We start from the raw sequence: 20,770 nt of genomic DNA, 5'->3' as shown, positions 1-20,770 counted from the left end.
GCCGAGCACCCGGCCGCGCCGCCGCAGTACCAGGCGCGAGCATGAGGAGCATCGTTGAGCAGGTTGCGTTGGCTGACCGCAGGAGAGTCGCACGGACCGGCACTGGTCGCGACGCTGGAGGGCCTTCCCGCCGGCGTTCCGGTCACCACCGAGCTGGTGGCCGACCACCTGGCCCGGCGCCGGCTCGGCTATGGCCGCGGTGCCCGGATGAAGTTCGAGCAGGACGAGATCACCTTCCTCGGCGGCGTCCGCCACGGCCTGTCCCAGGGCTCCCCGATCGCCGTCATGATCGGCAACACCGAGTGGCCCAAGTGGGAGACCGTCATGTCGGCCGACCCGGTCGACCCGTCGCTGCTCAAGGACACCGGCCGCAACGCGCCGCTGACCCGCCCGCGCCCGGGCCACGCCGACCTGGCGGGCATGCAGAAGTACGGCTTCGACGAGGCCCGGCCGATCCTGGAGCGCGCGAGCGCCCGTGAGACCGCCGCCCGCGTCGCCCTCGGCGCCGTCGCCCGCTCCTTCATCAAGGAGGTCGCGGGCATCGAGATCGTCTCGCACGTGGTGGAGCTGGCCACGGCCAAGGCCCCGTACGGCGTGTACCCGACCCCGGCCGACGTCGAGAAGCTGGACGCGGACCCGGTGCGCTGCCTGGACGCGGACGCGTCGAAGGCGATGGTCGCGGAGATCGACCAGGCCCACAAGGACGGCGACACCCTCGGCGGCGTCGTCGAGGTCCTCGCGTACGGGGTCCCGGTCGGCCTCGGCTCGCACGTGCACTGGGACCGCCGCCTGGACGCGCGCCTCGCGGCCGCGCTGATGGGCATCCAGGCGATCAAGGGCGTCGAGGTCGGCGACGGCTTCGGCCTGGCCCGCGTACCCGGCTCGCAGGCGCACGACGAGATCGTGGCCACCCCCGAGGGCATCAAGCGCACCTCCGGCCGCTCCGGCGGCACCGAGGGCGGTCTGACCACGGGTGAGCTGCTGCGCGTACGGGCGGCCATGAAGCCGATCGCGACGGTCCCGAAGGCGCTCGCCACGATCGACGTGGCCACCGGCGAGGCCGCCGCCGCCCACCACCAGCGCTCCGACGTCTGCGCCGTCCCCGCGGCGGGCATCGTCGCCGAGGCGATGGTCGCCCTCGTCCTCGCGGACGCGGTCGTGGAGAAGTTCGGCGGCGACTCGGTGCCCGAGACGCGGCGCAACGTCCAGTCGTACCTCGACAACCTGCAGATCCGGTGACGGGCGGACCACTGGTCGTCCTCGTCGGGCCCATGGGGTCCGGCAAGTCCACCGTGGGGGCGCTGCTCGCCGAGCGGCTCGGCGTCCCCTACCGGGACACCGACGCCGACATCGTCGCGGCCCAGGGCCGCGAGATCTCGGACCTCTTCGTCGACGAGGGCGAGCCGTACTTCCGTGAGCTGGAGCGCCGGGCGGTCGCCGCCGCGGTCGCCGAGCACACGGGAGTCCTCGCCCTCGGCGGCGGCGCCGTCCTCGACGCGGGCACCCGGGAGCTGCTGGCCGGCCTGCCCGTCGCCTATCTATCGATGGACGTCGAGGAAGCCGTCCGGCGCGTCGGGCTGGGCGCCGCCCGCCCGCTGCTCGCCGTCAACCCGCGCCGCCAGTGGCGCGAGCTGATGGAGGCCCGCCGCCCCCTGTACACCGAAGTCGCGCGCGTCGTGGTGGCCACCGACGACCGCACCCCCGAAGAGGTCGCCCAGGCGGTCCTCGACGCTCTGGAGTTGAAGGACGTATGACAGACCAGGTGACGCGCATCCAGGTCGGCGCCAGCGCCGGACACGACGCGTACGACGTGCTGGTGGGCCGGCAGCTGCTCGGCGAGCTGGGCGGCCTGATCGGTACGAAGGCCCACCCGTCGCCCACCACCACCCTCAAACGAGGCGCTACGCGCCACACCGATGTTCAGAGGGTCGCCGTGATCCACCCCGAGGCGCTGGCCTCGACCGGTGAGGCACTGCGCGACGACCTGGCCGAGCAGGGCTACGAGGCGGTCGCCATCCAGGTGCCGAACGCCGAGGAGGCCAAGACCATCGAGGTCGCGGCCTACTGCTGGAAGGCGCTCGGCCAGTCCGGGTTCACCCGCACCGACGTGATCGTCGGCGTCGGCGGCGGGGCCACCACGGACCTCGCGGGCTTCGTCGCGGCCTCCTGGCTGCGCGGGGTGCGCTGGATCGCCGTACCGACCACCGTCCTGGCGATGGTGGACGCGGCCGTCGGCGGCAAGACCGGCATCAACACCGCCGAGGGCAAGAACCTGGTGGGAGCCTTCCACCCGCCCGCCGGCGTGCTGTGCGACCTGGCGGCGCTGGACTCGCTGCCGGTCAACGACTACGTGAGCGGCCTCGCCGAGGTCATCAAGGCCGGGTTCATCTCCGACCCGGTGATCCTCGACCTGATCGAGGCGGACCCGGCCGCGGCCCGCACGCCCGACGGCCCGCACACCGCGGAGCTCATCGTGCGCTCGATCCGGGTCAAGGCGGACGTCGTCTCCAGCGATCTGAAGGAATCGGGGCTGCGGGAGATCCTCAACTACGGGCACACGCTCGCGCACGCCATCGAGAAGAACGAGCGCTACAAGTGGCGGCACGGCGCGGCCGTGTCGGTCGGCATGGTCTTCGCGGCCGAGCTCGGCCGGCTCGCGGGCCGGCTCGACGACGCCACGGCCGACCGGCACCGGGAGATCCTGGCCGCGGTCGGGCTGCCGCTGACCTACCGCGGCGACCAGTGGCCCAAGCTGCTCCAGACCATGCAGGTCGACAAGAAGTCCCGCGGCAACCTGCTGCGCTTCATCGTCCTCGACGGCCTGGCCAAGCCCACCGTCCTGGAGGGCCCCGACCCGGCGCACCTGATCGCGGCGTACGGCGAGGTGTCGGCGTGAGCCGCAAGGTGCTCGTGCTGAACGGGCCGAACCTGGGCCGGCTCGGGTCGCGCGAGCCCGATGTGTACGGGGCCACCTCGTACGCCGGGCTCGTCGAGAGCTGCCGCGCGCTGGGCGAGGAGCTCGGCTTCGACGTCGAGGTCCGCGAGACCAACGACGAGGGCGCCATAGTGCGCTGGCTGCACGAGGCGGCGGACGGCAAGATCCCGGTCGTGATCAACCCGGGTGCCTTCACGCACTACTCGTACGCGATGCGGGACGCGGCGGCGCAGCGCACCGCGCCGCTGATCGAGGTGCACATCTCCAACCCGTACGCCCGCGAGGAGTTCCGGCACACGTCGGTCATCGCCTCGGTGGCGACCGGCACGGTGGCGGGCTTCGGCATCGGCTCGTACCGGCTGGCGCTGCGCGCACTGGCGGACGAAGTCGCGCTCTGACGGTGCTGGTGGGCGGCTCCGCCCCATTGGTCATATAACGTTCTCGCATCAGTCGGTGGAACGAGACGGAGTGGCAGCGGATGCAGCAAGGAGTGGGGGGCGGCGGGGCGGGCTGGGGGCAGCCGGGACATCATGCGGCCGTGCCCCCGCAGCCGCCGATACCCCCTGCCCAGGGGTGGCCGGTGCCGGGGCCGCCGTCCGCGCCCCCGCAGGCGCAGGCTCCGCACGCGCCGCCGTATTCACCGCCGCCCGGTGCTGAGGCCACGGGGCACATTCCGCTCCCGCCCGCGGTGGCCGGGACCGGAGGGGCCACGCTGGCCGTGCTGCTGATCGGCCCGGCGGGCGCGGGCAAGACCACCGTGGCCCGGCACTGGGCGAGCACCCGGCCGGTGCCGACCGCGCACGTGAGCCTGGACGACGTCCGGGAGTGGGTGTGCTCGGGCTTCGCGGACCCGCAGGCGGGCTGGAACGACCACTCCGAGGCCCAGTACCGGCTGGCCCGCCGCACCTGCGGCTTCGCCGCCCGCAACTTCCTGGCCAACGGGATCTCCTGCATCCTCGACGACGCCGTGTTCCCGGACCGGCCCGTGGTGGGCCTGGGCGGCTGGAAGCGGCACGTGGGTCCCGCCCTGCTGCCGGTCGTCCTCCTGCCCGGCCTGGAGATCGTCCTGGAGCGCAATGCCGCCCGCTCGGGCAACCGGCGCCTCTCGGACGAGGAGGTCGCCCGCATCCACGGCCGCATGGCGGGCTGGTACGGCTCCGGCCTGCCGATCATCGACAACTCGGACCTGGACGTGGAGGCCACCTCGCGGGCCCTCGACGAGGCCCTGGCCCGGGCCCTGGCCACCCCTGGTTTCTAAGCGGTCAGCTTTGGAGAAGCGTGGGGCCGCGCGCCGCGGCTAGCGTGAATTCCACGCCGACCCCACCGCTTCAGGAGTGATCATGACCACCTCTCCCACCCAGGGAATCAAGACCGTCCTGCACCCCGTCTCCGACCTGGCCGCCGCCAAGGACGTGTACACCGCGCTGCTCGGCGTCGCGCCGACGGCCGACGAGCCGTACTACGTGGGCTACGAGGTCGCCGGCCAGCAGATCGGGCTCGTGCCCGGCGGCGCGGCGCAGGGCATGGCCGGGCCCGTGGCCCACTGGCACGTGCCGGACATCGAGGCCAAGCTCGCCGAGGTGACCGCCGCCGGGGGCAAGCTCAAGGACCCCGTGCGCGACGTCGGCGGCGGCCGCCTCGTGGCCACCTTCACCGACCCCGACGGCAACGTCCTCGGGCTGCTCCAGGACCGGTGAGCGCGCCCCGCACAGCTGGTTAGATCGAGCCAGGCTGCCCGACCCGACAGACGGAGACACGATGAGCATGGCCAGGCCCGCGCTGCACGATGCCGACAGCCACGACCTGATCCGCGTGCACGGCGCGCGGGTGAACAACCTCAAGGACGTCAGCATCGAGATCCCCAAGCGCCGCCTGACGGTGTTCACCGGTGTCTCCGGCTCGGGCAAGAGCTCGCTGGTGTTCGACACGATCGCCGCCGAGTCGCAGCGGCTGATCAACGAGACGTACAGCGCCTTCGTCCAGGGGTTCATGCCGACGCTGGCCCGGCCCGAGGTCGACGTACTCGACGGTCTGACCACCGCGATCACCGTCGACCAGCGGCGGATGGGCGGTGACCCGCGCTCCACGGTGGGCACCGCCACCGATGTCAACGCCATGCTGCGCATCCTCTTCAGCCGGCTCGGCACGCCGCACATCGGCTCGGCCAAGGCGTTCTCCTTCAACGTCGCCTCGATCAGCGGGGCCGGCGCGGTCACCGTCCGGCGCGGCGGGCAGGAGGTCAAGGAGAAGCGCAGCTTCAGCATCACCGGCGGCATGTGCCCGCGCTGCGAGGGCCGCGGCGCGGTCACCGACATCGACCTCACGCAGCTCTACGACGACACCAAGTCGCTGAACGAGGGCGCGTTCACGATCCCCGGGTACACCGGGGGCGGCTGGAACTCCCGCCTCTACACCGAGTCGGGCTTCTTCGACCCGGACAAGCCGATCAGCAAGTACACCAAGAAGGAACTGCAGGACCTCCTGCACCGCGAGCCGACCCGCATGAAGATCGCGGGCATCAACATGACGTACGAGGGCCTGATCCCGCGCGTCCAGAAGTCGATGCTGTCCAAGGACACGGAGTCCATGCAGCCGCACATCCGGGCGTTCGTGGAGCGGGCGGTCACCTTCACCACCTGCCCCGACTGCGCGGGCACCCGCCTGAACGAGGGCGCGCGCTCCTCGAAGATCAAGCGGAAGAACATCGCCGACCTGTGCGCGATGGAGATCCGGGACCTGGCCGAATGGGTCCGGGACCTGGACGAGCCCTCGGTGGCGCCGCTGCTCGCGACGCTGCTGGAGACCCTCGACTCGTTCGTCGAGATCGGTCTCGGCTACCTCTCGCTCGACCGCGCGTCGGGCACGCTGTCGGGCGGCGAGGCGCAGCGCGTCAAGATGATCCGCCACCTCGGCTCCTCGCTCACCGACGTCACGTACGTCTTCGACGAGCCCACCACCGGCCTGCACCCGCACGACATCCAGCGGATGAACAGCCTCCTGCTGCGGCTGCGGGACAAGGGCAACACGGTGCTCGTCGTGGAGCACAAGCCGGAGACGATCGCGATCGCCGACCACGTCGTCGACCTCGGCCCCGGCGCCGGTTCGGGCGGTGGCACCGTCTGCTTCGAGGGCACCGTCGAGGGGCTGCGGACCGGCGGCACCATCACCGGCCGGCACTTCGACGACCGGGCCTCCGTCAAGGACGGCGTGCGCAGGCCCACCGGCACGCTGGAGATCCGCGGGGCCAGTACCCACAACCTCCGCGACGTCGACGTGGACATCCCGCTCGGAGTGCTCACCGTCGTCACGGGTGTCGCGGGCTCCGGCAAGAGCTCGCTCGTGCACGGCTCACTGCCCCGAAAGCCGGGGGCCGCGGGCGAGGGCGTGGTGTCGGTCGACCAGGGCGCCATCAAGGGGTCCCGGCGCAGCAACCCGGCGACGTACACCGGACTGCTCGACCCGATCCGCAAGGCGTTCGCCAAGGCCAACGACGTGAAGCCGGCCCTGTTCAGCGCCAACTCCGAGGGCGCCTGCCCGACCTGCAACGGCGCCGGGGTCATCTACACCGACCTGGCGATGATGGCCGGGGTCGCCACCACCTGCGAGGAGTGCGAGGGCAGGCGGTTCGACTCCTCGGTCCTCGATTACCACTTCGGCGGCCGTGACATCAGCGAGGTCCTCGCGATGTCGGTGACCGAGGCCGAGGCGTTCTTCGGGTCGGGGGACGGGCACCTCCCCGCCGCGCACCGCATCGTCGCGCGCCTCGCCGACGTCGGCCTCGGGTACCTCGCCATCGGCCAGCCGCTCACGACCCTCTCCGGCGGCGAGCGCCAGCGGCTGAAGCTGGCGACCCACATGGCCGAGAAGGGCGGGGTCTACGTCCTCGACGAGCCGACGGCCGGCCTGCACCTCGCCGACGTCGAACACCTGCTGGGCCTGCTCGACCGGCTCGTCGACTCCGGAAAGTCGGTGATCGTCGTCGAGCACCACCAGGCGGTCATGGCGCACGCCGACTGGATCATCGACCTCGGGCCCGGCGCGGGCCACGACGGCGGCCGGATCGTCTTCGAGGGCACCCCCGCCGAGCTCGTCGCCAAGCGCGCCACCCTCACCGGCGAGCACCTCGCGGCGTACGTGGGCGGCTGACGCGGGCGCGGCCCGGCCCGGGCCCGGCGGCCGCAGCCGCCGCCGGACCGGGCCCCGTACGGGTGTGCTCGCCAGGCCGGATGCGCGGGGCGCTCGTACGCTCGAAGACATGTCAGACGTGTACGCGGCCCGCCGGGGCCTGCTTCGCGACCGCTGTGCCGCCGCGGGGAACGCCGCCGCACTGATCACGCGTCCGGCGAACGTCCGCTACCTCACCGGGGCGTCCCCGCCGTCCGCCGTGCTGCTCGTCGGGCCGGACGGCGAGGACATGCTGTTCACCGTCGGCCCGCCCACCGGCGAAGCCGACGAGGGGCGCCTCGACGAGCGGCTCAGGCTCTCCGTACTGGCCGGCCCCGGCAGTGACGCGGCCGTCGCGGCCGGGGACATGGCCGGTTCGCTGCGCGTCGAGTCGCTGGCCGTCGAGGAGCACCACCTCACCGTCGCCCGCCACCGCGCCCTGCGCTCGGTCGCGCCCAAGCTGCGGCTCGTGGACCTGGGGACCACCGTGGAGCTGCAGCGCCTCGTGAAGGACGAGGAGGAGATCGCCTGCCTGCGGATCGCCGCGGAGATCGCCGACCAGGCCCTCGGTGAGCTGCTGGAGTCGATCCTGGTGGGCCGGACCGAGCGCCACCTCGCCCTGGAGCTGGAGCGCCGTCTCGTGGACCACGGCGCCGACGGGCCCGCGTTCCAGACCTCCGTCGGCACCGGGCCGAACTCCGGCCGCTCCCGGCACCGGCCCTCCGACCGCAGGGTGGAGGAGGGAGACTTCCTCTCCGTCTGCCTCGGAGCCAACTACCGCGGCTACCGCTGCGAGATCGGCCGGACCTTCGTGATCGGCACCAGCCCGGCCGACTGGCAGATCGAGCTCTACGATCTTGTTTTCGCGGCTCAGCGGGCGGGCCGGGAGGCGCTCCTGCCCGGTGCCGCGTACCGCGAAGTCGACCGCGCGGCGCGCTCCGTACTGGACTCCGCGGGCCATGGTGAGGCCATCGCTCCGTCGACCGGACACGGCGTCGGCCTCGAAATCGACGAGGACCCGCAGCTTGCACCTACGGCAATGGGTAAACTGGACGCTTGCGTGCCGGTCACCGTCGAACCGGGGGTTCACCTCCCGGGCCGGGGAGGTGTCCGGATCGATGACACGCTCGTCGTGCGCCCCGAGGCGGACGGCGGTCCCGAGCTACTCACCATTACGACCAAGGAGCTGCTCGCGCTCTAGTCCGCCGCGGCGGACTGTGCGCGCACCCGTGGTCTTCCAGTGCAGGAGATTCCGCAACCGTGGCTTCCACGAACGACCTCAAGAACGGCATGGTGCTCAAGCTCGACGGCGGCCAGCTCTGGTCCGTCGTCGAGTTCCAGCACGTCAAGCCCGGCAAGGGCCCGGCCTTCGTGCGCACCAAGCTCAAGCACGTGCTCTCCGGCAAGGTCGTCGACAAGACGTTCAACGCCGGCACGAAGGTCGAGACGGCCACCATCGACCGCCGCGACATGCAGTTCTCGTACATGGACGGCGACTACTTCGTCTTCATGGACATGGGCACCTTCGACCAGCTGATGGTCGACAAGAAGGCGGTCGGCGACGCCGCCAACTTCCTCATCGAGGGCTTCACCGCCTCGGTCGCCCAGCACGACGGCGAGGTGCTCTACGTCGAGCTCCCGGCCGCCGTCGAGCTGGTCATCGAGCACACCGACCCGGGCGTCCAGGGCGACCGCTCCACCGGTGGCACCAAGCCCGCCAAGCTGGAGACCGGTTACGAGATCCAGGTCCCGCTCTTCGTCACCACCGGCGAGAAGGTCAAGGTCGACACCCGTACCTCCGACTACCTCGGCCGGGTGAACAGCTAACCGTGGCTGCCCGCAGCAACGCACGCAAGCGCGCCTTCCAGATCCTGTTCGAGGCCGACCAGCGCGGGGTGCCCGTGCGCGAGGTCCTCGCGGACTGGATCCGCCACGCGCGGTCCGACGACCGGCAGCCGCCCGTCAGCGCCTTCACGATGGATCTCGTCGAGGGATACGCCGACAAGGTGAACCGCATCGACGACCTGATCGTCACCTACTCCGTGGACTGGGACCTCGACCGCATGCCGGTCGCCGACCGGAACATCCTGCGGCTCGGTGCCTACGAGCTGATCTGGGTGGACGACACCCCGGACGCCGTGGCCATCGACGAGGCTGTCCAGCTGGCCAAGGAGTTCTCGACGGACGAGTCCCCCTCGTTCGTGAACGGGCTGCTGGCCCGCTTCAAGGACCTGAAGCCGAGTCTGCGCCGGGGCGAGTAGCCCACGTGGTTCGGCGAGAACGGCAGGGCCCGCAGCGCACGCGCTGCGGGCCCTCCGTCCGTTCCGGGGAGCCGCCGCGTACCGGTACGCGAAAGCACCGGTCGCGAAAACCGGCGTGGGGGGGGGGGGGCCCCCCCCGCCCCCCCCCCCCCCCGCCCGGGGGGGGGGGGGGGGGGGGGGGGGGGGGGGCGGGGGGGGGGGGCCGCGGCGGCCGCCCCGGGGCCCGGGGGGGGGGGGGGCGCCGGCCCCGGCCCCCCCCCCCCCCCCCCCCCCCCCCCCCCCGGGGGCGGGCGGCCCCCCCCCCCCCCCCCCCCCCCCCCCACGCCGGTAACGTTTCTGCTGGTCCTGGGCGCGGGGACTAGATGTCCTCGTGCGCCACGGCGCGACGCGCATCCGCGTCGAGCACGCCCCAGCTGATCAGCTGCTCGGTCAGGACCGAGGGGGACTGGTCGTAGATGACGGCCAGGGTGCGCAGGTCGTCCTGGCGGATCGACAGCACCTTGCCGTTGTAGTCCCCGCGCTGGCTCTGGATGGTGGCGGCGTACCGCTGCAGCGGGCCGGCCTTCTCGGCGGGCACGCCCGCGAGGCGCTCCAGGTCGAGGCGCAGCTTCGGCGGCGGCTCGGCGGCCCCGCCCGGAGTCGTGCCCGGCAGCAGCTCCTGCACCGGAACCCCGTAGAAGTCCGCCAGCTCGGCGAGGCGCTGGACGGTCACGGCGCGGTCCCCGCGCTCGTACGACCCGACCACCACGGCCTTCCACCGGCCCTGGGACTTCTCCTCGACACCATGGAGGGAGAGGCCCTGCTGGGTGCGGATGGCGCGGAGCTTGGCCCCGAGCTGTTTGGCGTATTCGCTGGACATAACGCTCCCGGACGCTGTGACGACATGACCACGTGCGGCACCGCCGCGCGGCTGGTAACTCACTGTGAGGTTACGCAGCGTTACTTGGATGCGTCAAGCCGAATGGTCTTGGCGGCCCCTCTTCGAGCGGCCTGCTCCGAGCCCGGTGCGGGTGTGGGGCCGGGCCCCTGGTACCGTGGAGGCCGTACAGCCAGACGTCCTTTAAGAACCGTCCCGTGAGGCGGAGAAGGAGGTCCTTTCATGGACGCTCAGCAGAGCGATGCGCGCCCCGTTCTGGAGGCGCAGGACATCGCGCGGGTACTGACCCGCATCGCCCACGAGATCGTCGAACGCGCCAAGGGCGCCGACGATGTGGTGCTCCTCGGCATTCCCACCCGCGGTGTGTACCTCGCCCGCCGGCTGGCCGCCAAGCTCGAAGAGATCACCGGCACGAAGATCCCGGTCGGATCCCTCGACATCACCATGTACCGCGACGATCTGCGGCTGAAGCCCGCCCGCACGATCGGCCGCACCGAGATCCCCGGCGACGACATCGACGGACGCCTCGTCGTCCTCGTCGACGACGTGCTCTTCTCCGGCCGCACCATCAGAGCCGCCCTCGACGCGCTGGGCGACCTCGGCCGCCCCCGCGCCGTGCAGCTCGCGGTCCTCGTCGACCGCGGCCACCGCGAGCTGCCGATCCGCGCCGACTACGTCGGCAAGAACCTCCCCACGTCGCTGCGGGAGACCGTCAAGGTCCAGCTCCAGGAGGAGGACGGCCGAGACGCCGTGCTGCTCGGCCAGCGGACCGACACGGCCGCCGGAGCCGGGCAGTAGCCCGTACGAGTGAGGGCCCCGAACGCGGGGGCCCGTGCGCGAGCCTGCCCGCCGGGCCGCACTCCCACCCCGTCCGCGGCCCGGGCCTCCCCGCCCGCCCTGCCCTCCCCGCCGCTCTGACCTCATCGACAAACGGAGCACCCTGATGAAGCGCCACCTCATCTCGGCCGCCGATCTCACGCGCGACGACGCCGTCCTCATCCTCGACACCGCCGAGGAGATGGCACGCGTCGCGGACCGGCCGATCAAGAAGCTGCCCACCCTGCGCGGCCTCACCGTCGTCAACCTCTTCTTCGAGGACTCGACCCGCACCCGGATCTCCTTCGAAGCGGCCGCCAAGCGACTGTCCGCCGACGTCATCAACTTCTCCGCCAAGGGCTCCTCGGTCTCCAAGGGCGAATCCCTCAAGGACACCGCGCTGACCCTGGAGGCCATGGGCGCCGACGCCGTCGTCATCCGCCACCACGCCTCCGGCGCCCCCTACCGGCTCGCGACCTCCGGCTGGATCGACTCCGCCGTCGTCAACGCCGGCGACGGCACCCACGAGCACCCCACCCAGGCCCTGCTGGACGCCTTCACCATGCGCCGCCGCCTGGTCGGCCGCGACGCCGGCCTCGGCAAGGACCTGAACGGCCGCCGCATCACCATCGTCGGCGACGTCCTGCACAGCCGCGTGGCCCGCTCCAACGTGCAGCTGCTGCACACGCTCGGCGCCGAGGTCACCGTGGTGGCCCCGCCCACCCTGGTCCCGATCGGCGTCGAGAGCTGGCCCTGCGAGGTCTCGTACAGCCTCGACGACGTGCTGCCGAAGTCCGACGCGGTCATGATGCTGCGTGTGCAGCGCGAACGCATGAACGCCGCCTTCTTCCCGACCGAGCGCGAGTACTCCCGCCGGTACGGGCTCGACGGCGACCGCATGGCCAAGATGCCCGAGCACGCCATCGTCATGCACCCCGGCCCGATGAACCGGGGCATGGAGATCACCGCCGAGGTCGCCGACTCCGACCGCTGCACGGCCGTCGAGCAGGTCGCCAACGGCGTCTCCACCCGGATGGCCGTCCTGTACCTGCTGCTCGGAGGCTCCGAGCCGGCCGTCACCACCACCAGCACGCCCCGTATCGAGGAGAGCAAGTAAAGATGAGCAAGATCCTGATCCGTGGGGCGAAGGTACTCGGTGGCGAGGCGCAGGACGTCCTGATCGACGGCGAGACCATCGCCGAGGTCGGACAGAACCTGTCCGCCGAGGGCGCGACCGTCATCGAGGCCGAGGGCCAGGTCCTCCTCCCCGGCCTCGTCGACCTGCACACCCACCTGCGCGAGCCCGGCCGCGAGGACTCCGAGACCGTCCTGACCGGCACCCGCGCCGCCGCCTCCGGCGGCTACACCGCCGTCTTCGCCATGGCGAACACCTTCCCCGTCGCCGACACCGCCGGCGTCGTCGAGCAGGTCTGGCGCCTCGGCAAGGAGTCCGGCTACTGCGACGTGCAGCCCATCGGCGCCGTCACCGTCGGCCTGGAGGGCAAGCAGCTCTCCGAGCTGGGCGCCATGCACGACTCCGCCGCCCGCGTCACCGTCTTCTCCGACGACGGCAAGTGCGTCGACGACGCCGTGATCATGCGCCGCGCCCTGGAGTACGTGAAGGCCTTCGGCGGCGTCGTCGCCCAGCACGCCCAGGAGCCCCGCCTGACCGAGGGCGCCCAGATGAACGAGGGCGTCGTCTCCGCCGAGCTGGGCCTCGGCGGCTGGCCGGCCGTCGCCGAGGAGTCGATCATCGCCCGCGACGTCCTCCTCGCCGAGCACGTCGGCTCCCGCGTGCACATCTGCCACCTCTCCACGGCCGGCTCCGTCGAGATCGTCCGCTGGGCCAAGTCCCGCGGCATCGACGTCACCGCCGAGGTCACCCCGCACCACCTGCTCCTCACCGAGGAGCTGGTCCGCTCGTACAACGCGGTCTACAAGGTCAACCCGCCGCTGCGCACCGAGCGCGACGTCATGGCCCTGCGCGAGGCGCTCGCCGACGGCACGATCGACATCGTCGCCACCGACCACGCCCCGCACCCGCACGAGGACAAGGACTGCGAGTGGGCCGCCGCCGCCATGGGCATGGTCGGCCTGGAGACCGCGCTCTCCGTCGTCCAGCAGACGATGGTGGAGACCGGACTGCTCGACTGGGCGGGCGTCGCCGAGCGCATGTCCTTCGCCCCGGCGCGGATCGGCAGCCTGGACAACCACGGCCGCCCCGTCTCGGCAGGTGAACCCGCGAACCTGACCTTGGTCGATACCTCGTACCGTGGTGCCGTGGACCCCGCACACTTCGCCTCCCGCAGCCGCAACACGCCTTACGAGGGCCGTGAGCTGCCGGGACGCGTCACTCACACCTTCCTGCGGGGCCGGGCAACGGTCGTGGACGGGAATCTGGCGTGACACCTGCAGTAATCCAACTGGCCGCAGAGGCTGCCGAGCGACGGTCGGCGGAGGTGACGGACTGGGGCGCACGCATCGCGTGGGTGGTCGGTCTGCTCGTCTTCATCGCGTTCGTGTACTGGCTGATGCGGCAGGGCTGGAAATGGCGCGGCGCCCTGCAGAGCGATCTGCCGGAGCTGCCCGCCGCCCCCGGCGGCCTCCCCGAGCACCGGATGGCCCTGACCGGCCGGTACCACGGGTCCACCACCGCCGGGCAGTGGCTCGACCGGATCGTCGCCCACGGCCTGGGGGTGCGCAGCCGGGTCGAGCTCACGCTCACCGACGCGGGCCTCGACGTGGTCCGTCCGGGTGCCACCGATTTCTACGTACCGGCCGCGCAGCTGCGCGGCGCCCGCCTCGACAAGGGAATCGCGGGCAAGGTACTCACCGAGGGCGGTCTCCTCGTCGTCACGTGGGCGCACGGCGACAAGCTGATCGACTCCGGATTCCGCTCCGACCGCGCGGCCGAACACGCCGCCTGGGTCGAAGCCATCAATCTCATGAACCAATCCATCACGACGGAAGGCGCCGAACGATGACGACCTCCACCAGGGGAGCAGCCAAAGCTCCCGCCGTACTCGTCCTGGAGGACGGTCGGATCTTCCGCGGCCGCGCCTACGGCGCTGTGGGGGAGACCTTCGGCGAGGCCGTGTTCTCCACCGGCATGACCGGCTACCAGGAGACCCTCACCGACCCGTCGTACCACCGGCAGGTCGTCGTGATGACCGCCCCGCACGTGGGCAACACCGGCGTCAACGACGAGGACCCCGAGTCCTCCCGCATCTGGGTCGCCGGGTACGTCGTACGCGACCCCGCCCGCGTCCCGTCCAACTGGCGCTCGCAGCGCTCGCTGGACGAGGAGCTGGTCAAGCAGGGCGTCGTCGGCATCTGCGGCATCGACACCCGCGCGCTGACCCGCCACCTGCGCGAGCGCGGCGCCATGCGCGTCGGCATCTTCTCCGGCGAGAGCATCGCCGCCGACGCGGACCTGCTGGCCAAGGTCCAGGCCGCGCCGCAGATGAAGGGCGCCGACCTCTCCGCCGAGGTCGCCACCAAGGAGACGTACGTCGTCCCCGCCATCGGTGAGAAGAAGTTCACCGTCGCCGCCGTGGACCTCGGCATCAAGGGCATGACCCCGCACCGGATGGCCGAGCGCGGCATCGAGGTGCACGTGCTGCCCGCCACCGCCACCGTCGAGGACGTGTACGCGGTCGACCCGGACGGCGTGTTCTTCTCCAACGGCCCGGGCGACCCGGCCACCGCCGACGGCCCCGTCGCCGTCATGCAGAGCGTCCTGGAGCGCAAGACCCCGCTCTTCGGCATCTGCTTCGGCAACCAGATCCTGGGCCGCGCGCTGGGCTTCGGCACGTACAAGCTGAAGTACGGCCACCGCGGCATCAACCAGCCGGTGCAGGACCGCACCACCGGCAAGGTCGAGGTCACCGCGCACAACCACGGCTTCGCCGTGGACGCGCCCCTCGACAAGGTGTCCGAGACCCCCTACGGCCGCGCCGAGGTCTCGCACGTCTGCCTCAACGACAACGTCGTGGAAGGCCTCCGGCTGCTCGACCAGCCGGCCTTCTCCGTCCAGTACCACCCCGAAGCGGCCGCCGGCCCGCACGACGCCGCGTACCTCTTCGACCGCTTCGTATCTCTGATGGAGGCCGAGCGTGCCTAAGCGCACCGACATCCAGTCCGTCCTGGTCATCGGCTCCGGCCCGATCGTCATCGGACAGGCCGCCGAGTTCGACTACTCCGGCACCCAGGCCTGCCGCATCCTCAAGGCCGAGGGCCTGCGGGTCATCCTGGTGAACTCCAACCCCGCGACGATCATGACCGACCCGGAGATCGCCGACGCCACGTACGTCGAGCCGATCACCCCCGAGTTCGTCGAGAAGATCATCGCGAAGGAGCGCCCCGACGCGCTGCTCCCGACCCTCGGCGGCCAGACCGCGCTCAACACCGCCATCTCCATGCACGAGCAGGGTGTGCTGGAGAAGTACGGCGTCGAGCTCATCGGCGCCAACGTCGAGGCCATCAACAAGGGCGAGGACCGCGACCTCTTCAAGGGCGTCGTCGAGGCCGTGAAGGCCAAGATCGGCTACGGCGAGTCCGCCCGCTCGGTCATCTGCCACTCCATGGACGACATCCTGGCGGGCGTCGAGACGCTCGGCGGCTACCCCGTCGTCGTCCGCCCCTCCTTCACCATGGGCGGCGCCGGCTCCGGCTTCGCCCACGACGAGGAAGAGCTGCGCCGCATCGCCGGCCAGGGCCTCATGCTCTCCCCGACCACCGAGGTGCTCCTGGAGGAGTCCATCCTCGGCTGGAAGGAGTACGAGCTGGAGCTGATGCGCGACACCAAGGACAACGTGGTCGTCGTCTGCTCCATCGAGAACTTCGACCCGATGGGCGTCCACACCGGCGACTCCATCACCGTCGCCCCGGCCATGACCCTGACCGACCGCGAGTACCAGCGGCTGCGCGACATCGGCATCGCGATCATCCGCGAGGTCGGCGTCGACACCGGCGGCTGCAACATCCAGTTCGCGATCGACCCGGTCGACGGCCGCGTCATCGTCATCGAGATGAACCCGCGCGTCTCGCGCTCCTCGGCGCTCGCGTCGAAGGCCACCGGCTTCCCGATCGCCAAGATCGCCGCCAAGCTGGCCATCGGGTACACCCTCGACGAGGTACCCAACGACATCACCGAGAAGACGCCGGCCTCCTTCGAGCCGTCCCTCGACTACGTCGTGGTCAAGGCCCCGCGCTTCGCCTTCGAGAAGTTCCCGCTCGCCGACGCCACCCTCACCACCACCATGAAGTCGGTGGGCGAGGCCATGGCCATCGGCCGCAACTTCACCGAGGCCCTCCAGAAGGCCCTGCGCTCCCTGGAGAAGAAGGGCTCGCAGTTCACCTTCGTCGGCCCGGTCGGCGACAAGGAAGAACTCCTCGCCACCGCCGTCCGCCCCACCGACGGCCGCATCAACACCGTCATGCAGGCCATCCGCGCCGGCGCCACCCAGGAAGAGGTCTTCGAGTCCACGAAGATCGACCCCTGGTTCGTCGACCAGCTCTTCCTGATCAAGGAGATCGCCGACGAGCTGGCCGCCGCCGAGAAGCTCCACCCCGAGCTGCTCGCCGAGGCCAAGCGCCACGGCTTCTCCGACGCCCAGATCGCCGAGATCCGCGGCCTGCGCGAGGACGTCGTCCGCGAGGTCCGCCACGCGCTGGGCGTCCGCCCGGTCTACAAGACGGTCGACACCTGCGCCGCCGAGTTCGCCGCGAAGACCCCGTACTTCTACTCCTCGTACGACGAGGAGAGCGAGGTCGCGCCCCGCGAGAAGCCCGCGGTGATCATCCTGGGCTCCGGCCCGAACCGCATCGGCCAGGGCATCGAGTTCGACTACTCCTGCGTCCACGCCTCCTTCGCCCTCAGCGACGCCGGCTACGAGACCGTGATGGTCAACTGCAACCCGGAGACCGTCTCGACGGACTACGACACCTCCGACCGCCTGTACTTCGAGCCGCTCACGCTCGAAGACGTGCTGGAGATCGTCCACGCCGAGTCGCTGGCCGGCCCCATCGCCGGCGTCATCGTCCAGCTCGGCGGCCAGACCCCCCTCGGCCTCGCCCAGGCGCTCAAGGACAACGGCGTCCCGGTCGTCGGCACCCCGCCGGAGGCCATCCACGCCGCCGAGGACCGCGGCGCGTTCGGCCAGGTCCTCGCCGAGGCCGGCCTGCCGGCCCCCAAGCACGGCACCGCCACCACGTTCGCGGGCGCGAAGGCCATCGCCGACGAGATCGGCTACCCGGTCCTCGTACGCCCCTCGTACGTGCTCGGCGGCCGCGGCATGGAGATCGTCTACGACGAGGACCGGCTGTCCTCGTACATCGCGGAATCCACCGAGATCTCGCCGACCCGCCCCGTCCTCGTCGACCGCTTCCTCGACGACGCCATCGAGATCGACGTCGACGCCCTGTACGACGGCACCGAGCTCTACCTCGGCGGCGTCATGGAGCACATCGAGGAAGCCGGCATCCACTCCGGCGACTCGGCCTGCGCCCTGCCCCCGATCACCCTCGGCGGCTTCGACATCAAGCGCCTGCGCGCCTCCACCGAGGCCATCGCCAAGGGCGTCGGCGTACGCGGCCTGATCAACATCCAGTTCGCGATGGCCGGTGACATCCTCTACGTCCTGGAGGCCAACCCGCGGGCCTCCCGCACCGTCCCCTTCACCTCGAAGGCGACCGCGGTCCCGCTCGCCAAGGCCGCCGCCCGCATCTCGCTCGGCGCCACCATCGCCGAACTGCGCGAAGAGGGCATGCTCCCGAAGACCGGCGACGGCGGCACCCTGCCGCTCGACGCGCCGATCTCCGTCAAGGAGGCCGTCATGCCGTGGTCGCGCTTCCGCGACATCCACGGCCGCGGCGTCGACACCGTCCTCGGCCCGGAGATGCGCTCCACCGGCGAGGTCATGGGCATCGACTCCGTCTTCGGCACGGCGTACGCCAAGTCGCAGGCCGGCGCCTACGGCCCGCTGCCCACCAAGGGCCGCGCGTTCATCTCCGTCGCCAACCGCGACAAGCGCTCGATGATCTTCCCGGCGCGCGAGCTCGTCGCCCACGGCTTCGAGCTGATGGCCACCTCCGGCACCGCCGAGGTGCTGCGCCGCAACGGCATCAACGCCACCATCGTGCGCAAGCTCAGCGAGGGCGAGGGCCCGGGCGGCGAGAAGACCATCGTCCAGCTCATCCACGACGGCCAGGTCGACCTGATCGTCAACACCCCGTACGGCACCGGCGGCCGCCTCGACGGCTACGAGATCCGCACGGCGGCCGTGGCCCGCGGCGTCCCGTGCCTGACCACGGTCCAGGCGCTCGCCGCGGCCGTCCAGGGCATCGACGCGCTCAACCACGGCGACGTGGGCGTGCGCTCGCTCCAGGAGCACGCGGAGCACCTGACCGCGGCCCGCGAGTAGGGGGCGTCCGGCGGATCAGGGTCGGATCGCCAGGCGCCCCGGGCCCGGCCATGATCCGCCGGACACCCCCTGCCAGCCCGTACGAGGAGGGGGACACGGATGCGCGACGCGCATCGGTGTCCCCCTCGTCATGAGCGCACAAGGGATCTTCTCGACATGTACAAGCTCTTCTTCAACCTGGTCTTCAAGCGGATGGACCCGGAGCAGGCCCACTACCTGGCCTTCCGCTGGATCCGGCTCGCGGCCCGCACCCCGGTGCTGCGCACCTTCGTCGCCGCGGCCCTGGCCCCGCGGTACAAGGAACTGCGCACCGAGGCGCTCGGGCTGCGCATGCACGGCCCCTTCGGCCTCGCGGCGGGCTTCGACAAGAACGCCGTCGCCATCGACGGCATGTCGATGCTCGGCTTCGACCACATCGAGATCGGCACGGTCACGGCGCAGGCGCAGCCGGGCAACCCCAAGAAGCGGCTGTTCCGGCTCGTGCCGGACCGCGCGCTGATCAACCGCATGGGGTTCAACAACGAGGGCTCGGGGGCCGTGGCGGCCCGCCTGGCGGCCCGGGTGCCGGTCTTCGACACCGTCGTGGGCGTCAACATCGGCAAGACCAAGGTCGTGCCGGAGGAGGGGGCGGTGGCGGACTACGTCGCCTCCACCGAGCGCCTGGCCCGCCACGCGGACTACCTGGTCGTGAACGTCTCCTCGCCGAACACGCCGGGCCTGCGCAACCTCCAGGCCACCGAGTCCCTGCGCCCGCTCCTGACGGCCGTACGGGAGGCGGCGGACCGCACGGTGACCGACCGCCGGGTCCCGCTGCTCGTCAAGATCGCCCCGGACCTCGCGGACGCGGACGTGGACGCGGTCGCCGACCTGGCGCTGGAGCTCGGCCTGGACGGCATCATCGCGACCAACACCACCATCGCGCGCGAGGGGCTGGGTCTGAAGTCCGCCCCGGACCTGGTGAAGGAGACCGGCGGCCTGTCCGGCGCCCCGGTCAAGGAGCGCTCCCTGGAGGTCCTGCGCCGCCTGTACGCGCGCGTGGGCGACCGCCTGGTGCTGGTGGGCGTCGGGGGCATCGAGAACGCCGAGGACGCCTGGCAGCGGATCCTGGCCGGCGCCACCCTGATCCAGGGGTACAGCGCGTTCATCTACGAGGGCCCGTTCTACGCCCGCGCGATCCACAAGGGCCTGGCGGCGCGCCTGGCCGTCAGCCCGTACGAGACCCTCGCCGAGGCCGTCGGCGCCGAAACCCGGAAGGCCATGCAGTGACCGAGACCCCCGTGACCCCCTTCGGCACCCGCCTGCGCGCGGCGATGGACGCGCGCGGCCCGCTGTGCGTGGGCATCGACCCGCACGCGGCCCTCCTCTCGTCGTGGGGCCTGAACGACGACATCGCGGGCCTGGAGAAGTTCTCCCGCACGGTCGTCGAGGCGCTGGCCGACTCGGTGGCCGTCTTCAAGCCGCAGGCGGCGTTCTTCGAGCGCTTCGGCTCGAAGGGCATCGCGGTGCTGGAGCGGACCGTGGCCGACGCGCGGGCCGCCGGCACGCTGGTCGTGATGGACGCCAAGCGCGGGGACATCGGCTCGACGATGGCCGCGTACGCGGAGACCTTCCTGTCGCCGTCCTCCCCGCTGTTCTCCGACGCCCTGACGGTCTCTCCGTACCTGGGCTACGGCTCGCTGGAGCCGGCGGTGGAGCTGGCCCGCCGCTCGGGCACGGGTCTGTTCGTACTCGCCCTCACCTCGAACCCGGAGGGCGCCGAGGTCCAGCGCGCGGTGCGCGAGGACGGCCGCACGATCGGCGCGACGATGCTCGGGCACCTCGCGGCGGAGAACGCGGGTGCTTCCCCGATGGGCTCCTTCGGGGCGGTGGTCGGCGCCACGCTCGGCGACCTGTCCTCCTTCGACCTGGACATCAACGGTCCGCTGCTGGCCCCCGGCATCGGTGCGCAGGGCGCGACGGCGGCCGACCTCCCGGCGGTCTTCGGCGCGGCCGTCCGCAATGTGGTCCCGAACGTCTCGCGGGGCGTGCTGAAGCACGGTCCGGACGCCGCCGCCCTGCGCGCCTCGGCCACCCGGTTCGCGGACGAAATCCGCGACGCGGTCTCCGCCTGAGCCCGTTCGGGAGCGCCGCCGGGAGGTCCGGCCGCACCGAACGTCGTACGGCCTGACGAAAATCGAACGTCTTTCCTCGGACAAAACCGGGGTAGTTTGTCCGTGATGTACGGTTCAGTGGAGGCTGACCAGGACTTTTCGTCCGTTCTCGCTGACTGGAGCGGTGATGGCCGCTAGTCTCC

Annotated in this window: 19 protein-coding genes; 18 read left to right on the top strand and 1 reads right to left on the bottom strand. The window is 71.6% G+C overall.

Translation table 11 applies throughout. The annotated features are described in order from the left end of the window. The first annotated feature begins 54 nt into the window (after positions 1-54). The 10 genes from aroC to nusB all read left to right on the top strand — a co-directional run bounded on the left by aroC (position 55) and on the right by nusB (position 9,360). Positions 55-1,239 carry a chorismate synthase gene (gene aroC, locus ACIQU4_RS37420; RefSeq protein ID WP_403740754.1) on the top strand — a complete coding sequence of 395 codons (1,185 nt, stop codon included), beginning with the start codon at positions 55-57 and terminating at the stop codon, positions 1,237-1,239. After that, the gene (locus ACIQU4_RS37415) at positions 1,236-1,754 is read left to right on the top strand and encodes a shikimate kinase (RefSeq protein WP_030157436.1); all 519 of its coding nucleotides are present in this window, start codon (positions 1,236-1,238) and stop codon (positions 1,752-1,754) included. Before aroC ends, ACIQU4_RS37415 begins: the two co-directional genes overlap by 4 nt. Further along, positions 1,751-2,896, top strand: a complete 1,146-nt coding sequence (gene aroB, locus ACIQU4_RS37410; RefSeq protein WP_403740750.1) for a 3-dehydroquinate synthase — start codon at positions 1,751-1,753, stop codon at positions 2,894-2,896. Before ACIQU4_RS37415 ends, aroB begins: the two co-directional genes overlap by 4 nt. Then, entirely contained in the window at positions 2,893-3,333 is a 441-nt protein-coding gene (aroQ, locus tag ACIQU4_RS37405) for a type II 3-dehydroquinate dehydratase (RefSeq protein WP_053694012.1), read from the top strand. The genes aroB and aroQ overlap by 4 nt, the downstream gene beginning before the upstream one ends. Positions 3,334-3,413: 80 nt before the next feature. After that, positions 3,414-4,193, top strand: coding sequence for an AAA family ATPase (locus ACIQU4_RS37400; protein ID WP_403740747.1), 780 nt, complete (start codon positions 3,414-3,416; stop codon positions 4,191-4,193). Positions 4,194-4,275: 82 nt separating this feature from the next. Further along, positions 4,276-4,632: a VOC family protein gene (locus ACIQU4_RS37395; protein WP_403740745.1), complete on the top strand. Its 357-nt coding sequence runs from the start codon at positions 4,276-4,278 to the stop codon at positions 4,630-4,632. A gap of 61 nt (positions 4,633-4,693) precedes the next feature. Next, positions 4,694-7,081, top strand: a complete 2,388-nt coding sequence (locus ACIQU4_RS37390) for an ATP-binding cassette domain-containing protein (protein WP_403740743.1) — start codon at positions 4,694-4,696, stop codon at positions 7,079-7,081. Positions 7,082-7,190: 109 nt separating this feature from the next. Then, the gene (locus ACIQU4_RS37385) at positions 7,191-8,300 is read left to right on the top strand and encodes an aminopeptidase P family protein (protein ID WP_403740740.1); all 1,110 of its coding nucleotides are present in this window, start codon (positions 7,191-7,193) and stop codon (positions 8,298-8,300) included. Between the two features lie 59 nt (positions 8,301-8,359). Further along, complete coding sequence (gene efp / locus ACIQU4_RS37380; RefSeq protein WP_403740737.1) at positions 8,360-8,926, top strand: elongation factor P; 567 nt, start codon at positions 8,360-8,362, stop codon at positions 8,924-8,926. Positions 8,927-8,928: 2 nt separating this feature from the next. Then, a complete protein-coding gene (nusB, locus tag ACIQU4_RS37375; RefSeq protein WP_403740733.1) occupies positions 8,929-9,360 on the top strand; it encodes a transcription antitermination factor NusB in 432 nt (143 codons plus the stop codon). A gap of 358 nt (positions 9,361-9,718) precedes the next feature. Here the strand turns inward: nusB and bldD are convergent, their stop codons facing one another. Further along, entirely contained in the window at positions 9,719-10,219 is a 501-nt protein-coding gene (gene bldD / locus ACIQU4_RS37370; RefSeq protein WP_007263032.1) for a transcriptional regulator BldD, read from the bottom strand. 240 nt (positions 10,220-10,459) lie between these two features. Here bldD and pyrR point away from each other — a divergent pair, with 240 nt between their 5' ends. The 8 genes from pyrR (at position 10,460) to pyrF (ending at position 20,588) form a co-directional block, all read left to right on the top strand. Then, positions 10,460-11,035, top strand: coding sequence for a bifunctional pyr operon transcriptional regulator/uracil phosphoribosyltransferase PyrR (gene pyrR / locus ACIQU4_RS37365; protein ID WP_403740730.1), 576 nt, complete (start codon positions 10,460-10,462; stop codon positions 11,033-11,035). Between the two features lie 145 nt (positions 11,036-11,180). Further along, positions 11,181-12,170 carry an aspartate carbamoyltransferase catalytic subunit gene (locus ACIQU4_RS37360; RefSeq protein WP_030157459.1) on the top strand — a complete coding sequence of 330 codons (990 nt, stop codon included), beginning with the start codon at positions 11,181-11,183 and terminating at the stop codon, positions 12,168-12,170. Between the two features lie 2 nt (positions 12,171-12,172). Further along, positions 12,173-13,459 (top strand): dihydroorotase, encoded by a 1,287-nt coding sequence (locus tag ACIQU4_RS37355; RefSeq protein ID WP_403740727.1) that lies wholly within the window; start codon positions 12,173-12,175, stop codon positions 13,457-13,459. Then, positions 13,456-14,037, top strand: coding sequence for a hypothetical protein (locus tag ACIQU4_RS37350; RefSeq protein WP_403740724.1), 582 nt, complete (start codon positions 13,456-13,458; stop codon positions 14,035-14,037). The genes ACIQU4_RS37355 and ACIQU4_RS37350 overlap by 4 nt, the downstream gene beginning before the upstream one ends. Further along, positions 14,034-15,176 (top strand): glutamine-hydrolyzing carbamoyl-phosphate synthase small subunit, encoded by a 1,143-nt coding sequence (gene carA, locus ACIQU4_RS37345; protein ID WP_403740722.1) that lies wholly within the window; start codon positions 14,034-14,036, stop codon positions 15,174-15,176. The genes ACIQU4_RS37350 and carA overlap by 4 nt, the downstream gene beginning before the upstream one ends. Then, a complete protein-coding gene (gene carB, locus ACIQU4_RS37340; RefSeq protein ID WP_403740720.1) occupies positions 15,169-18,477 on the top strand; it encodes a carbamoyl-phosphate synthase large subunit in 3,309 nt (1,102 codons plus the stop codon). The genes carA and carB overlap by 8 nt, the downstream gene beginning before the upstream one ends. Positions 18,478-18,633: 156 nt before the next feature. Beyond that, on the top strand, positions 18,634-19,743 hold the full coding sequence (locus tag ACIQU4_RS37335; RefSeq protein ID WP_403740717.1) for a quinone-dependent dihydroorotate dehydrogenase: 1,110 nt from the start codon (positions 18,634-18,636) through the stop codon (positions 19,741-19,743). Beyond that, a complete protein-coding gene (gene pyrF / locus ACIQU4_RS37330; RefSeq protein WP_403740714.1) occupies positions 19,740-20,588 on the top strand; it encodes an orotidine-5'-phosphate decarboxylase in 849 nt (282 codons plus the stop codon). Before ACIQU4_RS37335 ends, pyrF begins: the two co-directional genes overlap by 4 nt. Positions 20,589-20,770 lie beyond the last annotated feature (182 nt).

This window comes from Streptomyces sp. NPDC090741, assembly GCF_044769045.1.
In the GTDB taxonomy this organism is placed as follows: domain Bacteria; phylum Actinomycetota; class Actinomycetes; order Streptomycetales; family Streptomycetaceae; genus Streptomyces.
The sequence above is the reverse complement of the archived record's forward strand: the minus strand, read 5'-3'. Positions and strand labels throughout refer to the sequence as shown.